The organism is Magnetococcales bacterium (assembly GCA_015231755.1).
Classification (GTDB): Bacteria; Pseudomonadota; Magnetococcia; order Magnetococcales; family Magnetaquicoccaceae; genus Magnetaquiglobus.
The window spans coordinates 46,244-65,571 of the sequence record JADGAZ010000007.1; the positions used below are offsets into that span (position 1 = coordinate 46,244).

20 protein-coding genes are annotated in these 19,328 nt (G+C 60.7%); 5 read left to right on the top strand and 15 right to left on the bottom strand.

Features of this window, described 5'->3' with window-relative positions; translation table 11 throughout:
- Window positions 1-30 precede the first annotated feature (30 nt).
- Window positions 31-909, bottom strand: a complete 879-nt coding sequence (locus HQL98_06255; protein MBF0271644.1) for a ParA family protein — start codon at window positions 907-909, stop codon at window positions 31-33.
- A gap of 103 nt (window positions 910-1,012) precedes the next feature.
- Here HQL98_06255 and HQL98_06260 point away from each other — a divergent pair, with 103 nt between their 5' ends.
- Window positions 1,013-1,204: a hypothetical protein gene (locus HQL98_06260; protein ID MBF0271645.1), complete on the top strand. Its 192-nt coding sequence runs from the start codon at window positions 1,013-1,015 to the stop codon at window positions 1,202-1,204.
- A gap of 21 nt (window positions 1,205-1,225) precedes the next feature.
- On the opposite strand, the gene HQL98_06265 is transcribed toward HQL98_06260, so the two are convergent.
- The 12 genes from HQL98_06265 to HQL98_06320 form a co-directional block, all read right to left on the bottom strand.
- Window positions 1,226-1,855, bottom strand: a complete 630-nt coding sequence (locus HQL98_06265) for a methyl-accepting chemotaxis protein (GenBank protein MBF0271646.1) — start codon at window positions 1,853-1,855, stop codon at window positions 1,226-1,228.
- 113 nt (window positions 1,856-1,968) lie between these two features.
- Window positions 1,969-2,640 (bottom strand): AAA family ATPase, encoded by a 672-nt coding sequence (locus HQL98_06270; protein MBF0271647.1) that lies wholly within the window; start codon window positions 2,638-2,640, stop codon window positions 1,969-1,971.
- Window positions 2,641-2,825: 185 nt separating this feature from the next.
- On the bottom strand, window positions 2,826-3,320 hold the full coding sequence (locus HQL98_06275; GenBank protein MBF0271648.1) for a hypothetical protein: 495 nt from the start codon (window positions 3,318-3,320) through the stop codon (window positions 2,826-2,828).
- A gap of 48 nt (window positions 3,321-3,368) precedes the next feature.
- On the bottom strand, window positions 3,369-3,800 hold the full coding sequence (locus HQL98_06280) for a hypothetical protein (GenBank protein ID MBF0271649.1): 432 nt from the start codon (window positions 3,798-3,800) through the stop codon (window positions 3,369-3,371).
- 47 nt (window positions 3,801-3,847) lie between these two features.
- Window positions 3,848-4,471 carry a hypothetical protein gene (locus tag HQL98_06285; protein ID MBF0271650.1) on the bottom strand — a complete coding sequence of 208 codons (624 nt, stop codon included), beginning with the start codon at window positions 4,469-4,471 and terminating at the stop codon, window positions 3,848-3,850.
- A 302-nt stretch (window positions 4,472-4,773) separates the two neighbouring features.
- Window positions 4,774-5,499, bottom strand: coding sequence for a hypothetical protein (locus HQL98_06290; protein ID MBF0271651.1), 726 nt, complete (start codon window positions 5,497-5,499; stop codon window positions 4,774-4,776).
- Window positions 5,500-5,505: 6 nt separating this feature from the next.
- Window positions 5,506-6,273, bottom strand: a complete 768-nt coding sequence (locus tag HQL98_06295) for a hypothetical protein (GenBank protein ID MBF0271652.1) — start codon at window positions 6,271-6,273, stop codon at window positions 5,506-5,508.
- Window positions 6,274-6,335: 62 nt separating this feature from the next.
- Window positions 6,336-7,028 (bottom strand): hypothetical protein, encoded by a 693-nt coding sequence (locus HQL98_06300; protein ID MBF0271653.1) that lies wholly within the window; start codon window positions 7,026-7,028, stop codon window positions 6,336-6,338.
- Between the two features lies 1 nt (window position 7,029).
- The gene (locus HQL98_06305; protein MBF0271654.1) at window positions 7,030-10,713 is read right to left on the bottom strand and encodes an efflux RND transporter permease subunit; all 3,684 of its coding nucleotides are present in this window, start codon (window positions 10,711-10,713) and stop codon (window positions 7,030-7,032) included.
- A gap of 96 nt (window positions 10,714-10,809) precedes the next feature.
- Window positions 10,810-11,997 carry an efflux RND transporter periplasmic adaptor subunit gene (locus HQL98_06310; protein ID MBF0271655.1) on the bottom strand — a complete coding sequence of 396 codons (1,188 nt, stop codon included), beginning with the start codon at window positions 11,995-11,997 and terminating at the stop codon, window positions 10,810-10,812.
- Between the two features lie 86 nt (window positions 11,998-12,083).
- The gene (locus tag HQL98_06315; GenBank protein ID MBF0271656.1) at window positions 12,084-12,479 is read right to left on the bottom strand and encodes an SCP-2 sterol transfer family protein; all 396 of its coding nucleotides are present in this window, start codon (window positions 12,477-12,479) and stop codon (window positions 12,084-12,086) included.
- A gap of 221 nt (window positions 12,480-12,700) precedes the next feature.
- Window positions 12,701-13,471 (bottom strand): ABC transporter permease, encoded by a 771-nt coding sequence (locus tag HQL98_06320; GenBank protein MBF0271657.1) that lies wholly within the window; start codon window positions 13,469-13,471, stop codon window positions 12,701-12,703.
- A gap of 384 nt (window positions 13,472-13,855) precedes the next feature.
- Between HQL98_06320 and HQL98_06325 the strand changes: the two genes are divergently transcribed.
- From HQL98_06325 to HQL98_06340, 4 genes are all read left to right on the top strand, one after another.
- Entirely contained in the window at window positions 13,856-14,242 is a 387-nt protein-coding gene (locus HQL98_06325; GenBank protein MBF0271658.1) for a hypothetical protein, read from the top strand.
- A 124-nt stretch (window positions 14,243-14,366) separates the two neighbouring features.
- Window positions 14,367-14,873: a hypothetical protein gene (locus tag HQL98_06330; GenBank protein ID MBF0271659.1), complete on the top strand. Its 507-nt coding sequence runs from the start codon at window positions 14,367-14,369 to the stop codon at window positions 14,871-14,873.
- Window positions 14,874-14,910: 37 nt separating this feature from the next.
- Window positions 14,911-15,648, top strand: a complete 738-nt coding sequence (locus tag HQL98_06335; GenBank protein ID MBF0271660.1) for an N-acetylmuramoyl-L-alanine amidase — start codon at window positions 14,911-14,913, stop codon at window positions 15,646-15,648.
- Window positions 15,649-15,714: 66 nt separating this feature from the next.
- Window positions 15,715-16,188, top strand: coding sequence for a CreA family protein (locus HQL98_06340; protein MBF0271661.1), 474 nt, complete (start codon window positions 15,715-15,717; stop codon window positions 16,186-16,188).
- Between the two features lie 242 nt (window positions 16,189-16,430).
- On the opposite strand, the gene pckA is transcribed toward HQL98_06340, so the two are convergent.
- Both pckA and HQL98_06350 read right to left on the bottom strand, forming a co-directional pair.
- Window positions 16,431-18,053: a phosphoenolpyruvate carboxykinase (ATP) gene (pckA, locus tag HQL98_06345; protein MBF0271662.1), complete on the bottom strand. Its 1,623-nt coding sequence runs from the start codon at window positions 18,051-18,053 to the stop codon at window positions 16,431-16,433.
- A complete protein-coding gene (locus HQL98_06350) occupies window positions 18,050-19,324 on the bottom strand; it encodes a glucose-6-phosphate isomerase (GenBank protein ID MBF0271663.1) in 1,275 nt (424 codons plus the stop codon). Before HQL98_06350 ends, pckA begins: the two co-directional genes overlap by 4 nt.
- Between the last annotated feature and the right edge of the window lie 4 nt (window positions 19,325-19,328).

A 19,328-nucleotide genomic window follows, 5' to 3' on the forward strand; every position in this document is an offset into this window, starting at 1 on the left:
GAGGCTCCTGGCGCGACAGTGTTTTTTTATTTAAGAGGGATCGGATTCCAGGGCGTGCCAGCGCCGGAACGCCTCACCCACCACGGCCTTGACGTGGGGATAGTAGCCGCCATAGCGTTCCCGCAGGGAACCGGTGGCCAGTCCTTCGTCGGTGGCCGAGGCCAGAGCCTGGGCATTGGGCAGCACCTGCTCGAACACCGGAATCTGCAACCGTTCGGCCATGGCGTGGACCCAGGGAATGTTGCGTTGGTACTGCTGACCCCGTTTGTCCGCCCGGTTGAGGAGCATGCCCAGGCATACGGGTCGTTTGCCATCGCCTTGTTCCCGGGCGTAGCGGATCATTTCCACGGTATCGGGCATGGCGTCGATGGAGAAGCGGGAGACTTCCACCGGGCTGATCACCGAATCGCTCATGATCAGGCCGTTGACTGCCAGCAGGTTGCGTGCGTCGATGTTGCCGGGCAGATCCAGCAAGGCGATGTCGAAGGATTGGGCCAGCAGGGGTTTGAGCCGGTCCCGGAGGATGGTGAGGCGATGGAGGGGATTGGCCTCGAAGGCGAAGGCGCTGTTTTTGTCCGAGATCATCACCCCCACCTCGGAAACCGGGGTGGCTCTTCCCTTGACCGTGCCTTTGGGACGGGTGAACACACAGGATTCCAGGGCCACCGTGCGTCCCAGATCCAGATCCCGGGCCAGGGGGCCGAGGGTGTGGCCCGAGGCTCGGGCCTGGGCCAGTCCCGCGCTTCCCAGCAGGGAGGCTCCGCAGGAACCCTGGGCATCCAGATCCAGCACCACCACCTTCATGGGGCGGCCCCGCACCGCCAAAGACGCCAAAAAATCGGCCATGAACACGGCGAGCGTCGATTTCCCGACACCGCCTTTGTTGTTGTAGATGGCGATGGTGTACATCGAATCAGGCCTGTAGGGTGATGGGAGGGTGTTGCCGGATTGGCATGAGCATTGCGTTAATCTCTCTCGATTCCATTGTCACCCAACCTCGAAGGAGACCGCCATGAGCCGTGAAATCCAGGCATTGCAAGAAAAGGTGAACTTCCTGCGTCAAACCCCCCACGTCTATGACATCGTTTCCGCCCATTGTGGCGTCAGGGATCTGACCAATCTGAAAGGAATCAGCCCCAACGCCATGCAGCGGGTTCAGCGGTATGTGGATTATTATTATGGGATTTTCGCTTATCCCTATTGAGCTTCGGATGGGTCGTGATCGTCACCAGGGCATGAAGCGGTTGATGAAGCTCATGGGTCGCGTGGCGCCGCTCATGTCGTAACTCATGGAGTTCATGGTTCCGGCCATGTTGTGGACCGCCTGTCCCATGACCGCGACATTTTGACTGATGGGGGTCAGAACGGTCAATTTCTGGTTGATGTCGGACATGGTTTTGTCCATGCTCTTGATATTGCCGGTGAGGGAGGCGACATTCTGGTTCATGCCCGCGACATTGCCGTTCATGGTATTGATGGATGAGGTCATGTTTTCCATGTTTTCGGCCATGTTTTGCATGTCCACGGACATGGTTTCCATGTTGTCGCTGATGTATTCCAGATGGGTGGACATCACCTCCATGTTATTGGAGAGTTGGCTGATGTTGTTGGACAGGCTTCCCATGTTCACCCCCATCTTGGGATCGATGGAGGAGGCCATGGTGCGTATATCCTGGGTGAGGCTGTAGATCAGGAAAAAACCGTACATGGCCAGAATGATGAACGCGAACAGCGACGGATAGACGATCAATTCCCAGCGTCGTGCGCTTTTGTCGAAGCTTTTGGCAAAATCCGACAGGATCATGGCCGAGCATTCGCCGCACTCCCGGTATCGACCGGCGGGGACGATGGGCATGTTGGGCGGCATAATCCTGGCCTGTGGGGCTGGTTTTCCGTCCATCGGCTCGGGATGGCTGGAACCCCTGGAGGGCTGCGGATTGGGGTTGTCCGACATGGATCAGGCTCCTTCTAGGATGAACGCGACTCCGATGGACGATCGGAGGAGAGTAGCTCCGGATAGAGCGTGCCGGCGAGATCCAGGAACTCCTGGGATGCCTTGCCGCCAGGCGCCAACTCGAATACCGCTCTGCCTTCGCTGAACGAGCGACGGTAGGCGGTGCGCTGACAGATCCGGGTCTTCAAAATGGTCACACCCGGCAGTGTGGCCAACGCCGCTTCGGTTTCATCCGACTCTCGCAACATCGGATGGGTATCGGCACGATTCACGAACAGACAAATTTCCGGTCTGCGGGATCGGGCCGAGGCCGTTTCTTTGACAATTTCCAGAAAACGGGCCGTGGACCAGACATCCGCCTGACTTGGAGGCACCGGAACCAGAATCCGATCCGCCTGACCGATGGCCTGACGCATGGCCCACAGGTTGGAAGCGCCCACATCCACCAGGGCTTCTCCTTTGTGATTGGCCATGATCCGGGCCGGATCGCTTTCGGAGCGGAACACCTTCACATCCGGTGTCACGCCTTCTTCCCGTCGCACTTCGATGGCATCGCTCAAGGTGGCCTGGGGATCCAGATCGAAGGTCACCACGTCGATGCCACGACGGGCCAGCCACACGGCCAGATTGAAGGTGATCGTGCTTTTGCCGCAGCCGCCTTTGAGGTTACCTACGACGGTGATCATGCGTTCCTTTTTTGTTTCGGTCCAAGCGAGGTCGAGGGCGAATTCCGAGGCTATCTTTTTACGCAATAACTGTCCGGAATTCAAGTGTACACTCGACGGATGCACGTGCCGCGACGGACAAAAAAAAGGGGCGACCCCGTGGAGCCGCCCCAGATCGAACCGTCCGTTACCGGAGCAGGGTCGTTTTACTTGCCAGCCGGAGCAGCCTCGGGAGCGGGCGCGCCTTGCGGACCGGCCATGGGAGGAGCACCCCACGCGCCGGGAGGAGGCGGCGGATAGCCGTAGCCATAACCAGGACCGCCATAACCATAGCCGGGGCCGCCCCAGTTGTTGCCGTTGTTCCAGCCATTGTTCCAGCCGTTGTTGTTGTTCCAGCCGTTGGAATTGTTCCAGTTGTTGTTGCCGTTGCCATTGCCGCTGCCATTGCCGGCCACGTCACCGCCCATGTTGAAACCGAAGTTGCCATTGGCGCGGCCATTGCCACTGCCATTGCCAGCTCCGTTGTTGGCCCAGTTGTTGCCCCAGTTGTTGCTGTTGTTGTTGCCCCAACCATTGTTGCCCCAACCGTTATTATTGCCCCAACCCGGGCCACCCCACCAAGCGGAAGCATCCGGCGCGGTCAGCAGGGCGCCGCCACCGATCAGGACCGCAACCGCCAGCACCTTCATACCATTTTTCATTGTATTCTCCAGTTCGAAATTATTGAGGGGCGCTTCGTGGTCAATCCCTTACCACCAGCCGCCGGGGCCCCAGCTGCCGGGTCCCCAGCCGCCAGGTCCACCGTTCCAGGGACCGCCCCCAAAGGGCCCCCAGCCGTTGTTGTTGTTCCATCCGTTATGATTGTTCCAGCCGTTGTTGTTCCAGCCGTTGTTGTTCCAGTCGTTGTTGCCGTTCCAAAGATTGTTGGCCCAGCCGTCCACGTCGCCATCAACGCTGAAGGTGAAATTGCCTTTGGCACGGCCATTGCCATTGCCGTTGCCCCAACCGTTGTTGCCCCAATTGTTTCCCCAATTGTTATTGCCCCAACCATTGTTGTCCCAATTGTTGTTGCCCCAACCATTGTCCCAGGGACCCCACCAGGCGGAGGCGGTTTCGGGAAGGGCGTGACCCAGGGCGGTGAGAACACCGGCCAGGGCAAGAATGCGAGCGGTTCTTTTCATATTAAGCTCCTTGTCCCACTAGAAAAGTTGACAGACCTGGACGCTTCCTACCACCAGTTGCCCCGACGTGACCCGTTGGACCAGGGGGCGTAAGCCCTTGGCGCAGAGGGATCTTCCGGAGGTGGTGGGCCATATGCCGCTGCCGGGTCCTGACGGTCGTAATAGGAGGGGTCATGCCAGCGCCGCTCCGCATTGGGATCCTGTGGGGGTTCGTGGCTCTCCCAGGGAGCCAGTCCGGCCCCGTAATAGCCCCGTCCCCGATACCAGTTTTGATCCGCCGCCCAGCCATAAGGTCCAGGTTCGTTCCAATTGCTGCTAGGGGCTGGATAGCGGTGTGTTCCGTAGGGACCACCCCACATTTCCGTTTCCAGATAGGGGTTGCCCCGATCCGCACCCCAGGGGTCATACAAGGGGACGTAACGCAACACTTCCCGGGGTTCGCCCCGTGCGTTGCTGTTGTCCCGGTCGCGGTTGCGCTGGGCATCCACCGACGGACTGCCGCGGGAGTCGCCGCGCCAATTTTCGTTGGCGTCCGTCCGGTCCGGCGCATTTTTCATTTCACGCATGAAGGATCCCATGAACTTCCCCATGCGTTCACCCATCACCGTCGCATCACCTTGGTCCGCGATGCCCACCATGCCCGGAGACAAGGCGGTCATATCCGGGGTCATGCCACCGGCATTTCCTTGGGTCGGTATGGCCATCCAGAGCACACCGACAGCCAGCAGGTAAAGATTTTTTTTATTTTGCAAGGATTTCCTCATGGCGCACCGATTGACTGTTGGCCCGAAAACGGAAGCGATCGGACAAGAGTTCATTAAACCATAATATCAACCTGCGCCACAGTGAAACCAGGGAATAAATCCGTCATCGGCATTTATTTGTATATTATTAAGTTCTAATAAACCCTTTCCGAACGCTTTGCAAGGGAAATTATCCGTATTGGGCGTTTTTTCAAGGGGGCGGCGACTCGCTAAGGAGTCGATGGCCCGGTTGGCGGGGAATTTCCGCCTGCCGAAGGGGGAGTCTGCGGGGTGGAATCCAGGGCGGTTTTTTGAAAATTTTCTGGAATGACGAAGAGTTCCGATGGCTGTGGTCCCTCCTGGATATGGCTCAGTTCCACCGAAAGACCATCGGCGTACTGTTCCCGGATCGCCATGCCCAAACGGGGGTCGATCCAGAGATGGGCCTGGAGGCTTTCCCGGTTGTCGGGTCCACGCATGCGGATCTCCCAGTGCAGGGTGCGGCGACCTTCCAGATTTTCCATACCCACTTGGCGGCAGATCAGGCTTTTGTCGTGACGGCAGGGACTGTTGGCCTCATCCGGCAGGGGAGGGCGGGCCGGTTCGACTCCGGTGCGTTCGGTGTAGCTCTTCTGGGACGGGATCAGGGTCCAAACCGTCTTGCGGGCGGTATGGTGGATCATGACCACCGCCACGCCGTTGCGTTGACTCTCGCCACGGATCCCTTCCGGAGAGACATACATTCGCCCCCGGGTTTGCATCTTTTTGTCCAACCGGGTGCGGGTGACATCGGCGGAAAATGAAACCATGACCGGGGGCGCGGCTTCGGCGGCTTCGGCCCCGCACGCGATTTCCGGCGTGATCCCCCCCAACAGGCCTATCAACGCCAGGGCTGCCATCCCCTGAAACAATCCCTGCGGTTTCCTGCGGACCTTTTGTGTTGTGCGGATGGTCATCTCTTTTTAACGCTCCTCGGGCCAATAACGGTTGCGGCCCGGTTCATCCCAGTAACGATCATCCCCCCGTTGTCCCCACCAGCGATCCTCCTGGCGGGGCGGCTCCCGGGGCGGAAGAGGGTCCAGGGTGGACCGGTCATCCCGGAGGGCGCCGGAGGAGTCCCGGTTCCAATCCGTTCGCGCCGGGGCGTACTCCTTCTGATACGGCCCATCCCAGAAAGCGGGCGGAGAGCGTGGATCCCGGTCATCCCGAGGCGGGGAACGGTAGGCGTCCGGGGAGGTCGGAGAGCGTGGATCCCGGTCATCCCGAGGCGGGGAACGGTAGGCGTCCGGGGGGGGATAACGGCGCTCATCGACGGGTGGCAAGGGGCCATCCGACCAGCGCTCAAAGCCGGGATTGGCGGAGGACGCGGCAGGGGGGCGGATCGGATCCCGTTCCTCGGCAGGGGGGTAGCGATCCGATTCGGAGGGAATCGCTCCCCAGGGGCGATTGCGTTCCGACAAATGTTGCTGGTAGCGATCCGGTTTCCAGATGGGAGGGGTTGCCCTTTGGGGTTCCGAGCCGTTGGGCTGGGGTTTGTTTGGCCATCGGGCCACCGGTTCGTCGTCGTCCCAGGACTGACGGCGGGGCGGTTCGGGCCGGATCTTGAATGGACTGCGTTCCGGGTCGGCGCGATAGACCCCCGATGACCAGTTGGCATCCTCTTCCGCGTGGCCGGATGTGGCCAGTCCGAGCAGCAGGGTCATGGCCATGAGCCGGATGGTACGCGCCATCGCGCCCGATGCCTGACCATCAAACCGAAAAATGGGCTGCCCGGTGCCTGTGTTCAAACGCATCACCTCCAGGGAGTGCTGTCCTGACCGTACCATTCCCCCGTCGGATTCCACCCGTCGGCACTCTCCGGCTGGGTGAGTGGGCCGGAAGGCAAGGTCAACGTGCCCCGTGGCACTGTCCGCTCCAGATCCATCTCCTCCTCCAGACCGGACGCGGCTCCGGGTGCGGGTCTGCGGGGATCGAGTCCCGGAGGCGGGGAGGCTGAAGGGGTCTCTCCGATGAAATAGGGATCATCCAGAATTTCCCGGGAACGGGCGGCCTCCCCAGCGGGTTTGGTTCCAGCCGGGCGGCTCTCCTGGAGACCGGGGCCCGGGTCGTTGGTGCGTCCTTGAGCCGGCGGTTCCGCCACGGTCCCTTTGGATCGGTTCTGGGGCGGAGGGGATTTGGTGGTTGGATTGCCGTTCCCGGCGGTCGATCCCGGGGGACGGTTGCGGGGAGGTGCCGCTTCATCCGGGGGGCCGTCCAGGAGATTCAGGGCCATCATGTATCCTCTGGACCCGTTGATCCGGGACTCAGGTTCCCCGTCGCGGATGGGGACCGGAGCCGGACCAGGCTGACTGGCCCTGGATTCCATCGGGATGTCGCCTCGTTCCCCGGAGGTGCGGGGAAGGTCGGAGGCCGACAGCGGTTTGACGGCCAGCAGCAGGGTCGCCGTGGCGACTCCCCAGATCCATCCGTGCGCGTTTGGTTTCATGTCAGGATTCGCCCCCCCGGGATTCGTCCTTGATGTGGTCGTTTTTCAGCCGGATGCCCCGTCGGGCGGGAGCCTTGGCCGGTTTGGATTCGTCGCGGCCCTCCCCGGAACCGGCGGTGACCGGAGCGGTTTGGGACTCTTCCCCCCCGGCGGAGGTCGCCGGCACGGGAGCCGTTTCGGGCTGGGCGGCGTCACGGGATTCCGTCGGATCCAGCACCACGGGGGGCTGGGGCGGCGGCGTCACGGGGCGGGGCCGGGGTTTGGATTTGGCCTTGGGAGGGAAAAAGTGCAGCCAGATGGTCCGCATCAATCCCTGACGCTTGATCGTCTGGGGCCGGACCGGAGCCTTCACGGTTGGTGCCCCGGAGGAAGGCAGATCCGCTTCGCAGGCGGCGTCCCGCATTCCCATGACGGATTGCGGGGAGTATTCGGGATGGATGAAGGCGTGACTGGCGCTCACACACCCCAGCGGAATCACCAGCAGGGTCAACAGGGTGGAAACCAGGGAGCCGAACAGCAGCGAGATGGCCATGCCCTGAAAGATGAAGTCGCCCAGGATCACGCTGGAACCGGCCACCAGGGCCAAGGCCGTGATGATGATGGGCCGGGTGCGGGCCTTGCAGGAGAGAATCACCGCATCCCGCACGCTGGTGCCCCGCAGGATCTCCTGTTGGGCGAAATCCACCAACAGGATCGAGTTGCGCACGATGATCCCCGCCAGCGCGATGAAACCGATCATCGATGTGGCGGTGAACTTGGCGTTCATCATCCAGTGGCCCGGCAGAATGCCCAGCAGGGTCAAGGGGATCGGCGCCATGATCACGGCGGGCAACATGAAATTGCCGAATTCCCATACCACCAGCATGTAGATCAGGATCAAGGCTACACCAAACGCCAGACCCATATCCCGGAAGGTCTCATAGGTGATGGTCCACTCGCCGGTCCACTCGAAGGCTGACTGGGTGTAGCTTTTGGGCGGACCCATCATTTCGCCGCTGATTTTCACCCCGTCGGGAGCGGTGTAATCTTTCAACATTTTTTCCACGTCCATCATGCCGTAGATGGGCGCGTCCAGCCGTCCTTCCACTTCGGCGGTCACGTATTCCACTGGGCGTAGATCCTTGTGGAAGATGATCGGATCGTGGGGCTGCTTGACGAAGCGACCCAGTTCACCCAACGGCACGGTTTTGCCCTGGGGGGTGCTGATGGGCAGATCCCCCAGGCTGGAGATGTTGGAACGCACCTCCATGGGCACCTGGATCACGATATAGGTGGGTTCCAGCACGCTGCCCCGCTTCACATCCCCCAACTGGGCGCCACCCATGGCCATGCCCAGATTGCGGTTGATGGCGTCCACGGTGATGCCACGGCGTACCGCTTTTTCCGTATCCACCTCGAAGCGCCAGATTTCGTAAGGCTCCCGCATGTAGGTGTCCACATCCACCAGGGAGGGGGATTTGCGGAACATCGCTTCCATGTCCCTGGCCAGACGGCGACGGGTTTCCGCATCCGGCCCGGTCACTTCCGCCACCACCGATTGCAGCACCGGCGGTCCTGGAGGCATCTCCACCACCTCGATGCGACCTCCCAATTCGGCGGCCAGAGGGGTGAGGAGTCGACGGGCGTTGATGGCGATGTCGTGGCTGGTGCGGGCCCGTTTGCTCTTGTGGAGCAGTTGCACCTGGATATCCGCGTGCCAGGAGTCCTGACGCAGATAGTAGTGACGCACCATGCCGTTGAAATTGAAGGGCGAAGCCGTGCCGATGTAGGTTTGCAGGGCGGTGATTTCCGGGATTTGATCCTTGAGGGCCAGGGTCATGCGTTGGGCCAGATTGGCGGTCTTGGGCATGGCCGTGCCTTCCGGCAGGTTGATGACCACGTTGAATTCCGGCTTGTTGTCCAACGGCATGATCTTCACCGTCACCCCGGTGGTGTAGAACAGCACCATGGTCAGGAAGAACAGTCCCACCAGCGCGAAGAGAAAACCGTAGCCTTTGATCTTGCTGTCCAGCAGTGAGGGAATGATCCAGCGGAAGAACCGTTCCAGCCGTTCGGAGCCTTTGAGTTCCTTGTCCGAGTGGTGGTGCAAGGAGCGCATGCTCGGTTTGATCAACTGGGCCAGCCAGGGGGTGAAAATGAAGGCCGCGAACAACGAAAAAACCATGGCCACCGATCCCAACGCCGGAATCGGCAGCATGTACGGTCCCATCATGCCCCGCACGAAGCCCATGGGCAGCAGGGCGGCGATCACGGTGAAGGTGGCCAGGATGGTGGGATTGCCCACCTCCCGCACCGCGTCGATGGAGATCAGGTGGCAACATTTGTCTTCCAGGAGCCAGCGCCGGTAGATGTTTTCCACCACCACGATGGCGTCGTCCACCAGAATGCCGATGGAGAAGATCAAGGCGAACAGGCTCACCCGGTCGATGGTGTAACCCATGATCAAGGCGGCGAAGACGGTCATCAAGATGACCACCGGGATCACGATCAAGGTCACGGTGGCGGGCTTGAAGCCCAGGGTGTACCACACCAGCAAGGTGACCGCCAGGGTGGCGATCATCAGTTTGAACAGCAGTTCGTTGACTTTTTCGTTGGCGGTTTCGCCATAGTTGCGGGTCACGGCCACATGGACGTTGCTGGGGATCAGACGGCCTTTCAGTTCTTCGACCTTGGCCAGCACCCCGTTGGCCACGGTGACGCCGTTGGCGCCTTTTTTCTTGGCGATGGCGATGGTCACCGCCGGGGCCTGTTCGGCCTTGAGTCCTTTGGCATCCACCGCGGCCTTGCCGGTGGTGTAGGTGACCATGCGGTTGGTCTCTTCCGGACCGGAATAGACCTCCGCCACATCCCGTACCCGGATCGGATTGTCCCCCTGGGTGCCCACCATGAGGCGGGCCACGTCGTGGGCGTTTTTCAGAAAGGAGCCGGAGTAGACCTGGAAGCCCTGATCGGCGGATTCCACGCTGCCCAGTCCTTTTTCGCTGTTGGCGGTGCGGATGGTCTGGGCGATTTGGTCGAGGCTGATGCCGAATCCGTTGAGCCGTTCCGGGGAGACTTCGACCCGGATCTGTTCCGGCCTTCCGCCCACCACGAATCCCTGACTGGCGTTTTCCACCTCGTTGAGTTTCTGAAGCACATCCAACGACAAAATCCGCAAGGCCGAGTCATCCACGTCGTTGGACCACAAGGTCAAGGTGACCACCGGCACGTCATCCACCGCCTTGGGTTTGACCAAAGGCTTCATCACGTCCGGTGGCATGAGATCCATGTTGGATTCCATCTTGTCGTACAACTTGACCAAGGACGCCTCCATGTCCTCGCCCACGTTGAACTCCACCGTGACCATGGCCTGTCCCCGCAGGGATGCGGAGTAGACATGCTTCACTCCCTTGATCTCGCTCATGATCCGTTCCATGGGTTCCGCCACCAGGGAGGAAACCTGATCCGCCGAGGCGCCCGTGTAGCGGACGAAGATGTCCACCATCGGCACCGAAATCTGGGGATCTTCCTGTCTGGGGGTGAGGATCAGTCCCATGATGCCCATGGCCAGACAGGCGAACAGCAGCAGGGGCGAAAGCGGCGAATGGATGAAGATCTTGGCCATGGATCCCGCCACCCCGAGATCGTGTCGCATGGTGGTCGGGATGGGAGGTGGGGTGAGGGATTCTTTGCTGGTCGTCGTCATGGTCCGCGCTTCCGGGTCTCTTGGGTTCAAGGCCGTCGATGGGAGAGGGAGGAGCCTGACCGGCGGGCATTGGCCACGCCGGTCATGCGGATGGGATCAGTGCTGCTTTTCCAGTTTTTTGCCCGCCGGTTGGGTGGACGAGGGATTCCAGTCCGTGGCCATGCCGCTGGGTGGAGTGGAGAGGATCCGTTCTCCGATGGACAGTCCCGACAACACGCTGACGGATTTGTCGTCCACGAAGCCTCCCAGACGGATCATGCGCAGGGCCGGTTCGCCGCCGCCCCGTTGGTCCGGGGCCACCAGCACCGCCGGCAGGCTGCCCCGCCAGATCACAGCCGACTTGGGCACGATGGGGAGATTTTTCACCGGTGTGGTGACATCCGGAATCATCACTTCGGCGTACATGCCGGGTCCACCCGGGGCGTCCTTGGGCAGGTCGAGCTTGACCGTGACCGTGTGACGCTGGGAGTCGGCCATGGGATAGATCTGGGCCACACGGGTTTCGATGCGGGTATCTCCCACGTCGAGTTTGGCCGGGATGGTCATATCCTTCTGGATGCCCGGCATGAGGCGGGCCGGGATATCCACCTTGATTTGCAGATGGCGGGTGTCGGAGAAGGTGAGCAGTGGCATGCCGGGTTGCACGGTATTGCCTTTTTCGATGTGTTTGGCCACGATCACCCCGGAAAACGGCGCGATGGATTTGGTATCCCGCAGTTTGGCTTCGAGTTCCTGGAGTTTGGCCTGGGCCTGGGTGCGGGCCGACTGGGCCTGATCGATCTGGGTGCCCTGGTTGTAGATGCGGGCGCGACGGGAGAGTTCCGGGTTGTCCAGACCCACCATGCTGCTCATGGGGCGGGTGACCATGTAGTCGAGCATGCGGGGCATGCCCATGCCGGTGTTGTCGGCTCCGCCGTAGTCCGAGCCGCTGTAGACCTGACGGGTGTATTGCACCCGGGCGTTTTTCCAGTTGATGTCCGCCGCGTCCAGGGCGGCCTGGGCCGAACGGCGCATGGCCAGCAGATCGTCGTTGTCCAGGGCCACCAGAACCGTACCGCTTTTGAACCAGTCCCCTTCCACGCCGGCCAGATATTCCACCCGTCCCGGCATTTGGGCCGTGAAGGAGACCTCCTTGAAGGGGACCACCGTTCCGCCCAGTGTGGTGGTGGCGCCGATGGATCCGGCTTCGACCGTGATGATGTTCCCTTCGGCCCGTGCTTGCGGCGCGGCCAGAGTCACCACGAGCGCGGAAAGAAGCGCGGTGAGCGTTTTTTTGCTTGTCATGACGTGCGTGCCCCCTTGACCGTGCGAGAAGACCCCGGCTTGGCAAGGCCGGGGTGTGTGCGAGCAAACCGTGGCAAAACCGATGATTACACCCGTCCCATCACCGTGAAGGACTTGATGAACGGTCCGGCCATGCGGGGATCCTTGATCATCGCGCCATAGTCACCCACCTCGAACTTGAGTTTACGGGTGGTGTAGGCCATGCCCAGTCCCATCATGCCCAATCCTTTTTCGATCCATTTGCCCCAGTTCTCTTCGCTGGCGCGCAGATCCCAGTTGATTTCCTCTCCGGAAAACGCACCGCTTTTGACTGCTTTGCCACCTTCGATCACCAGCACCCCCCGTGGTGCGGCCTCGCCTTCGATTCCATAGGCGATGGTGGAATTGAAACCGATTTTGGCCAGGGCATCGCCCAGTTCGGGTTCGTTGTTCCATTCGGTCTGGAAACGATTCATCCATTGCGCGGAAAACAGATCGGACATATGTTTGATTCTCCTTTGTATTTTCTTTTATTTGGGTGCAAGTTCCGCGTGATCCGACCGGGTCGGTGTCACGAATTCAGCGCCCGGTGACTCCCGTACCGGGTCTTTGTTCACAAATAGCCCTGGATTATAAGAGAATCCTGTTCTTTTCGCCAATCCTTTTTGATTGTGTGGTGTTCGATCCTTGCGGGCAAGGGGTGATCGGCGGGAACCGGTTCTTTTTAAACGATGATGCGTCGGGAGATGTGTTTGACGGCCAAGGGAAAGAACACGGCGGCGCTCACCAGCAGCACCCCCAGGTGCCATAATGGATTATCGAAGGGCAGACCGGTGGTCAAGGGGCGGATCAGGGCCACCACATGGGTCAGGGGCAACAACTCCGTCGCCACACGCAAGGGCGCCGGGAGGGTTTCCAGGGGATAGAAGACCCCGCAGAACAAAAACATGGGTGTGATGACCAGAGTGAAATAATACATAAAAAAATCGTAATTGGGTGAGATCGCCGTCATGATCATCCCCAGGGAGCCGAACACCACCCCGGACAAAAACACCACCGGCAGGGCCAGTACGGCGGTGGAGGCGGGAATGGCGCCCATGATCGCCCCCACCAGCAGGATGGCCGATCCGGAAAACAAGGATTTGGTCGCCGCCCAGCTCACTTCGCCGGCCACGATGTCGGCGATGCCTACCGGCGTGGCCAGCATGGCGTGAAAGGTCTGCTGACGGGTCATGCGGGTGAATCCCCCGTAGATCGCCTCGAAGGTGGCGGCGTTCATGGAGTTGGAAGCCAGAATGCCGGCGGTCAGATAGACCGGATACGATACCGGCCCCATGGACTCCACATAGCGTCCCAGTCCGTAGCCCATGCCGAGCAGATACAAAAACGGCTCGCCCAGATTGCCCACCAGGGATGAGGCGGCATTCTTGCGCCAGACCATCAGATGGCGGCGCCATACCTGGATGAACAAAAGCGTGGGCAGAAATCGGTTCATCGGGTCATCACCTCGGCGGTCCCCCAGGGGATCGGGAACGGTTGAAAGGGGTGGAACGGAAAGGGATGGGCGGTTTGCCCTCCAGGCGGGTCTGGTTTTTCGGTGGTCGGGATCGGGAGAGAGGCTTTTTATTGGGAAGGGCCTCTGTCAAAATTGGCATCATAGCCGTTTGTCGGCCTTTCAGGAAGCGATTCCGGGGGTTGGTTTTGGCTTGAAGGGGTCGATGGTGGGGTTGATGATTCGGTCCCGGGTGTGGCGGTCCGGGTGTGGGGCGTGGATTGCGATCTTTTGAGGTGGTCGATCCGGGGTCGAAGGTGTTAGGCTTAAAGCCTTTGGACAGCGATCATCGGGCCGTACGGTCTGTGTTTCGGGAGGGTAACGATCATGCGTGTCACAGGTGCAGCCTGGATGGTGTGCGGGGTGTTGCTGCTGGCCTCGGGGGAGATCGCCGCCGAGGAGAGTGGCCAGAGCGGGGCTTCCGGGAACAAAACCAGCGAATCCACCTCTGCCTCCACCCCGGTCGGAACAGAACACCCCCCGGCCACCACCACCCCGGCCACCACCACTCCGGCTTCCACCACCACCCCGGCCACTTCCGGCACTCCGGCCAGCGCCACGCCCGCCCCCCCGGGTTCCACTCCAGCCACGGCCTATGCCACCCCCCCGGTCTTCGCCACCCCTCCCGCTTTCGCCACGCCCCCGGCCTTCGCCACCCCTCCCGCCTTCGCCGCTCCCCCGGCTTTTGCCACCCCTTTGGTCCCTGCCCGTTGAGGAGGCAAAGGGGGGTATTTTCGCAACGTGGACGTGGTGGGGCAAACCGGCTACACTGTGCCATCCTGACGCCCAATCTGAAACCTGATTTTTTGGCCCGGAGTGGCGAAATCGTATCGTGATCATGCCCGTCAAACCTTTTGATGTCTTGATTCTGTCGTCCCTGGTGGGGTGGCTGTGTTGCGGCGTGGCCGGTGCGGGGGGGGGCGAGGTCACCTCGGAGGCCCAGCGTTCCTGCCTGCTGGAGCATGTCAAGTCTGCCAGAAGCGCCCTGGCCGCCCAGCATCTGCAACAAGCCTGCGCCCGCCGTTTCCCTCCCGAGTCCAGATCCCCTTCCCTGGAGATCGGACCGGAGCGGGAAGACGAACTCCACGCCTATGACCAATGCCTGTTTCGCCATCTGTCCGGGGTACAAAACGATGCCAGCGCCCAGGCCATGGAGCAGTTTTGTCACGATCAGTTTCATCCCGGGGAGTCGGCGGTCAACCGTCCCGTCCGAACCGATGGACTGTTGGAACTGCTCAATCGGATCGACCGTCCCTCGAAAAGTCGGGAGTCCCAACCCGCATCCGCTCCGGTGATCGACGGAGAGACGTTTGTTCCGTTGGCACCTGCCAAGGCCGGTCGCTGACCGGTGGCCATTGACCTCGCATCAGGGTAAATCCATCGTGTACGTCTCTGTGCTGTATACCGTGTTGGCTGTGTTGGCTGTGGTGTTTTCACAGGATCTGTGGGCAGGCTCTTGCGACTGTTCCGTGGCGGTGGATGTGGGGCATGCCCTCTTTTCCGCCGGTGCCACCAGCGCCCGGGGCAAGCCGGAATATGAATTCAACCTCTCCATGGGTACCTTGATCCACGACGAGTTGATCAAAAATGGCCTCTCCCGTAGTTTTCTCATCGTCAACCCGCCGGGACTCAAGGATCGGGTGCGCATCGCCGAGGAAAAACAGGCGGATCTGTTCGTGTCGGTGCATCACGATTCCGTGCAGTCGTTTTATCTGCGCAACTGGACCGTCGATGGCAAAAATCAGAGATATTGTGATTTGTTCCGGGGATATTCCATTCTGCTCTCCCCCAAGGGGTTGCAGTATTCCACCAGTCTGGAACTGGCCCAGATGATCGGCAGACGGTTCCGCGCCGCCGGATTTCTTCCCGCTTATCATCACTCGAAGAATATTCCCGGTGGCCGTCACAACATGATCGATGAGGAACTGGGCATCTATCAGTTCGATAATCTGGTGGTCTTGAAATATGCCGTGATGCCCGCCATCCTGATCGAATTCGGCGTAATCGTGCATCGGGACGAGGAACTTCAGTTGCAACAGCCGGAAACCCGGGACAAACTGGTGAAAGGTGTGGTGGAGGGCATTCAGGAGTTCAACGTGCGCCACTGTCTGTCCCGCTGACGCGCTGCTGCGGTTTGTTCCGCTGATTTTTTAGGGTCAACGTCTTGCATTTTTGGAGAAATCGATATGAAACAAGGACCGCTTTTCGCCCTGGCTTTGCTGTTGGCCGCTGTTCCCGCCCTCCGGACCGCCCAGGCTGAAGTTCTCGCCACCGTGGATACCGTCTTCAAGCTTCTCGGCCCGGATGACAAGATCGTCATCGAGGCCTTCGACGACCCCAAGGTGGAAGGGGTCGCCTGTCATCTGAGCCGGGCCAAACGGGGAGGGGTCGCGGGGGGGCTCGGCTTGGCCGAAGACACCTCCGACGCCTCCATCGCCTGTCGGCAGATCGGTCCCATCGTCATGAAGGACGATCTCAAGGATGGAGAGTCGGTTTTTTCCAAGAGCACCTCCCTGCTGTTCAAGAAAATGCAGGTGGTACGCTTCCTCGACAAGAAACGGAATACCTTGGTTTATCTCGTCTATTCCGACAAGCTCATCGAAGGATCCCCGAAAAACTCCATCTCCACGGTTCCGGTCATGCCCTGGCGCAAGGATTGATGGGTGGGGCTGGCAAGGGGGGGTCTGGGTTTTTCAAAAGGCGAAAAACCCAGACCCTCCAAGGCGGCGCGCTGCGCTTTTTTCGTGAAAGGATGCGAAAAAAGCGTGTTTGAAAAGTGCGCTTGAAAACAAAGTCAAAGGCCAAAGCAAAGGCAAGACCCTGGGAGAAGAATCTCCCAGGCCCTCACTTTTTTTTCAATGGTTTCAAGGATGCGGTGTCTGGATTTGGATCCGGATCGGGGCTAACGCTGCACCGGTCCGCCGGACAAAATCTCCTGGGGTACTCGATTGGCGAATTTCTCGGCGAAATTGGCTACGAACCGGTCCGCCAACTGACGGGCCTGGGCATCGTAACGGGCCGGATCCTTCCAGGTGGTGCGGGGATTCAGATGCATGGGATCCACGTTGGTGATCTCGATGGGCACCTCGAAACCGAAGGTCGGATCGATCCGGGTGGGCACATGATCCAGATGACCGTCGAAGATCCGGTCGATGATCGCCCGGGTCTCCTGAATCGGCATGCGGAAGCCTTCCCCGTAGGGACCGCCGGTCCAACCGGTGTTGATCAGCCAGCATTTGGCCTGGGTCTGTTGCAGCTTCTTGCCCAGCAGCGTGGCGTACACCACCGGATCCAACGCCATGAACGGCTCCCCGAAACAGGCGGAAAAGGTGGTGGTCGGCTCGGTGACGCCCCGTTCCGTTCCCGCCAGCTTGGCGGTGTAACCGGACAGGAAATGATACATGGTCTGTTCGATGGTCAAGCGGGCCACCGGCGGCATGATGCCGAAGGCGTCCGCGGTCAACAAGATGACGTTGGAAGGATGTCCCCCGTGGCCGCTGAGCTGGATCCGGGGCAACGACGCCAATGGATAGGCGGCGCGGGTGTTTTCCGTCAAGGTGTGATCGTCCAGATTGACCCGTCGGGAGACCGGATCCATGATGACGTTTTCCAACACCGTGCCGAACCGGCGGGTACAGTTCCAGATGTCCGGCTCCGCCTGGGGATGCAGACGGATCACCTTGGCGTAACATCCCCCTTCCAGATTGAACACCCCGTTGTCCGACCAGCCATGCTCGTCGTCACCGATCATGCGGCGGCGGGGATCCGTGGACAAGGTGGTCTTGCCGGTGCCCGACAGACCAAAGAAAATGGCCACATCATCCTGTTCGCCGATGTTGGCGCTGCAATGCATGGACAACACGCCCTGCAAGGGGAGCAGATAGTTCATCAGGGTGAAGACCGCTTTTTTGTTTTCTCCGGCGTAACCGGTGCCGCCGATGAGGGCTTCCCGGCGTCCCAGATGCAGCAGGATGAAGGCTTCCGAACGGGTGCCGTCCACCTCGGGCACCGCCAGGAAACCTCCGGCGTTGATCAGGGTGAAATCCGGTTGCATCACCTTTTCGCAAGGCGAGGCCGGGTGGATGAACAGATTGCGGGCGAACAGGGATTGCCACGCCTGGGTGGTGACGATCCGCACCCGGCGTTGATACTGGGGATCCGCCCCCACGCGACAATCCTGCACGAACAGTTCCCGGTCCTGGAGATAGGCGGTGACCCGGGTACGGAGCTTTTCGTAGGCCTCTTCGGAGAAGGGACGGTTGACCGATCCCCAGGCCACATGGTCGCGGCTGGATGGCTCGTCCACGATGAATTTGTCGTTGGCCGAACGGCCCGTATACTGGCCGGTCTCCACTACCAAAGAGCCGCCGGTGGCGATGCGCCCTTCGCGGCGGTGGATGGCGGTTTCATACAGTTCCGGGGTGGAAAGATCCACGCGGATGGCCCCGGTGTGATGAATGCCCTGTTGAACCAACTGGGCGCGAACCGCGTCGGAATAGGCTTGGGGGGAAAGGGGTTTGGTCATGAGGTCTCCTCCATGAGTGTGCCGGGGGTCGAGGATTCCAGGCGCGCGCGGGTTCGTTTTTTCCCGTCTTCCACGGCGGGCTGGTCAAAGGGGGTGACGCCGAAACATTCGGCCACCAGAGTGGTTTCCATTTCCAACAACACGATCAATTCGCCCAAAGCGACCGGATCGGTGGCGGCCAGACGGAACTCCCGCACCGGCGCCTTGCGTCCGATGAGGGCGTCACGGGTGCCGAGATATTCGGCGGTGAACAGTTCACCCACGGTGCGCCCTGCCAACGGGGCCACCGCCGACAGAGGGGCGAAACGGGTCGGAATCGTCGCTCCCAGGGTGGCGAGGGTGGGATCGAACAGCAAAGTGAACTGTTTGTCCTCGGGTCCGTCGAGATACAGTTGCAACTGGGAGTGTTGATCCACCACGCCTCGGGCTTCCACCGGGGTGAGGCCGTGTTTGCGGCCCTGGTCGTCGATCTTGCCCAGGCTTTCGGCCCATAACTGTCTGAACCAGGTGGCGATGGTCTCCAGACGGGAGCCGTAGGTCAAAAACACGCTCATGTTGCGTCCCGCGGCGGCCATCTCCGCCTGGGCCAGGGCGTGACGCAACGCCGGATTGTTCACCGGATCCGGCTCCAGGCAGCGTTGGGTCATCCGGGTGGCGCCGGCCAGCAAGGCTTCGATATCCGCTCCGGCGAAGGCGGCGGGCAGCAGACCCGTGACCGACAGCACCGAGAACCGTCCCCCCACCGGGGCGTGGGGAATGATCGGCACCTCCAGGGCGCGACCGATCGCGCTCAAAGCCCCCTGGGGGTTTTCCGTGACGATGGCCAACCGGTCCTGGGGGCGTTCTCCGAGCCGGTCCAGCACCGTGAGCAGTTGAGCGAGGGTTTCCGGGGTTTCACCGGATTTGCTCACCGCCAACACGGTGGCGCGGCTCCAATCCTGGTCATACAGGGCCGCCAGTTGAACCGGACAGATGTTTTCGTAAAAGGTGACGGCGCGTCCCTGGCCAGCCAGGGAACGGACCAGCATGTTGCCTCCCAGGGAACTGCCGCCGATGCCCAGCACCACCAGATGATCGGATTGATCCTGAAACCGTTGCGACCATTCAAGCGCCTTGGCGACCTCCTGATCGTTTTCGGTGAGGCGCACGAAGGCAGGGCGAAAAGTTGGATTATGTTTCCAACCCGAAAGGGTGTGCAGCAGAGGGGGAGGACAGTCGGTGGTTGGGGTGAAAAAGGGATGGGTGCGTATATCGAGAGCAGAGGTGTTCACAGTT

What these genes read in the sequence shown, in the direction of transcription:
- HQL98_06255 (MBF0271644.1), bottom strand. Translation starts at nt 909, where the DNA reads ATGTACACCATCGCCATCTACAACAACAAAGGCGGTGTCGGGAAATCG.
- HQL98_06260 (MBF0271645.1), top strand. Translation starts at nt 1,013, where the DNA reads ATGAGCCGTGAAATCCAGGCATTGCAAGAAAAGGTGAACTTCCTGCGT.
- HQL98_06265 (MBF0271646.1), bottom strand. Translation starts at nt 1,855, where the DNA reads ATGCCCATCGTCCCCGCCGGTCGATACCGGGAGTGCGGCGAATGCTCG.
- HQL98_06270 (MBF0271647.1), bottom strand. Translation starts at nt 2,640, where the DNA reads ATGATCACCGTCGTAGGTAACCTCAAAGGCGGCTGCGGCAAAAGCACG.
- HQL98_06275 (MBF0271648.1), bottom strand. Translation starts at nt 3,320, where the DNA reads ATGAAAAATGGTATGAAGGTGCTGGCGGTTGCGGTCCTGATCGGTGGC.
- HQL98_06280 (MBF0271649.1), bottom strand. Translation starts at nt 3,800, where the DNA reads ATGAAAAGAACCGCTCGCATTCTTGCCCTGGCCGGTGTTCTCACCGCC.
- HQL98_06285 (MBF0271650.1), bottom strand. Translation starts at nt 4,471, where the DNA reads ATGACCCCGGATATGACCGCCTTGTCTCCGGGCATGGTGGGCATCGCG.
- HQL98_06290 (MBF0271651.1), bottom strand. Translation starts at nt 5,499, where the DNA reads ATGACCATCCGCACAACACAAAAGGTCCGCAGGAAACCGCAGGGATTG.
- HQL98_06295 (MBF0271652.1), bottom strand. Translation starts at nt 6,273, where the DNA reads ATGGCGCGTACCATCCGGCTCATGGCCATGACCCTGCTGCTCGGACTG.
- HQL98_06300 (MBF0271653.1), bottom strand. Translation starts at nt 7,028, where the DNA reads ATGAAACCAAACGCGCACGGATGGATCTGGGGAGTCGCCACGGCGACC.
- HQL98_06305 (MBF0271654.1), bottom strand. Translation starts at nt 10,713, where the DNA reads ATGACGACGACCAGCAAAGAATCCCTCACCCCACCTCCCATCCCGACC.
- HQL98_06310 (MBF0271655.1), bottom strand. Translation starts at nt 11,997, where the DNA reads ATGACAAGCAAAAAAACGCTCACCGCGCTTCTTTCCGCGCTCGTGGTG.
- HQL98_06315 (MBF0271656.1), bottom strand. Translation starts at nt 12,479, where the DNA reads ATGTCCGATCTGTTTTCCGCGCAATGGATGAATCGTTTCCAGACCGAA.
- HQL98_06320 (MBF0271657.1), bottom strand. Translation starts at nt 13,471, where the DNA reads ATGAACCGATTTCTGCCCACGCTTTTGTTCATCCAGGTATGGCGCCGC.
- HQL98_06325 (MBF0271658.1), top strand. Translation starts at nt 13,856, where the DNA reads ATGCGTGTCACAGGTGCAGCCTGGATGGTGTGCGGGGTGTTGCTGCTG.
- HQL98_06330 (MBF0271659.1), top strand. Translation starts at nt 14,367, where the DNA reads ATGCCCGTCAAACCTTTTGATGTCTTGATTCTGTCGTCCCTGGTGGGG.
- HQL98_06340 (MBF0271661.1), top strand. Translation starts at nt 15,715, where the DNA reads ATGAAACAAGGACCGCTTTTCGCCCTGGCTTTGCTGTTGGCCGCTGTT.
- pckA (MBF0271662.1), bottom strand. Translation starts at nt 18,053, where the DNA reads ATGACCAAACCCCTTTCCCCCCAAGCCTATTCCGACGCGGTTCGCGCC.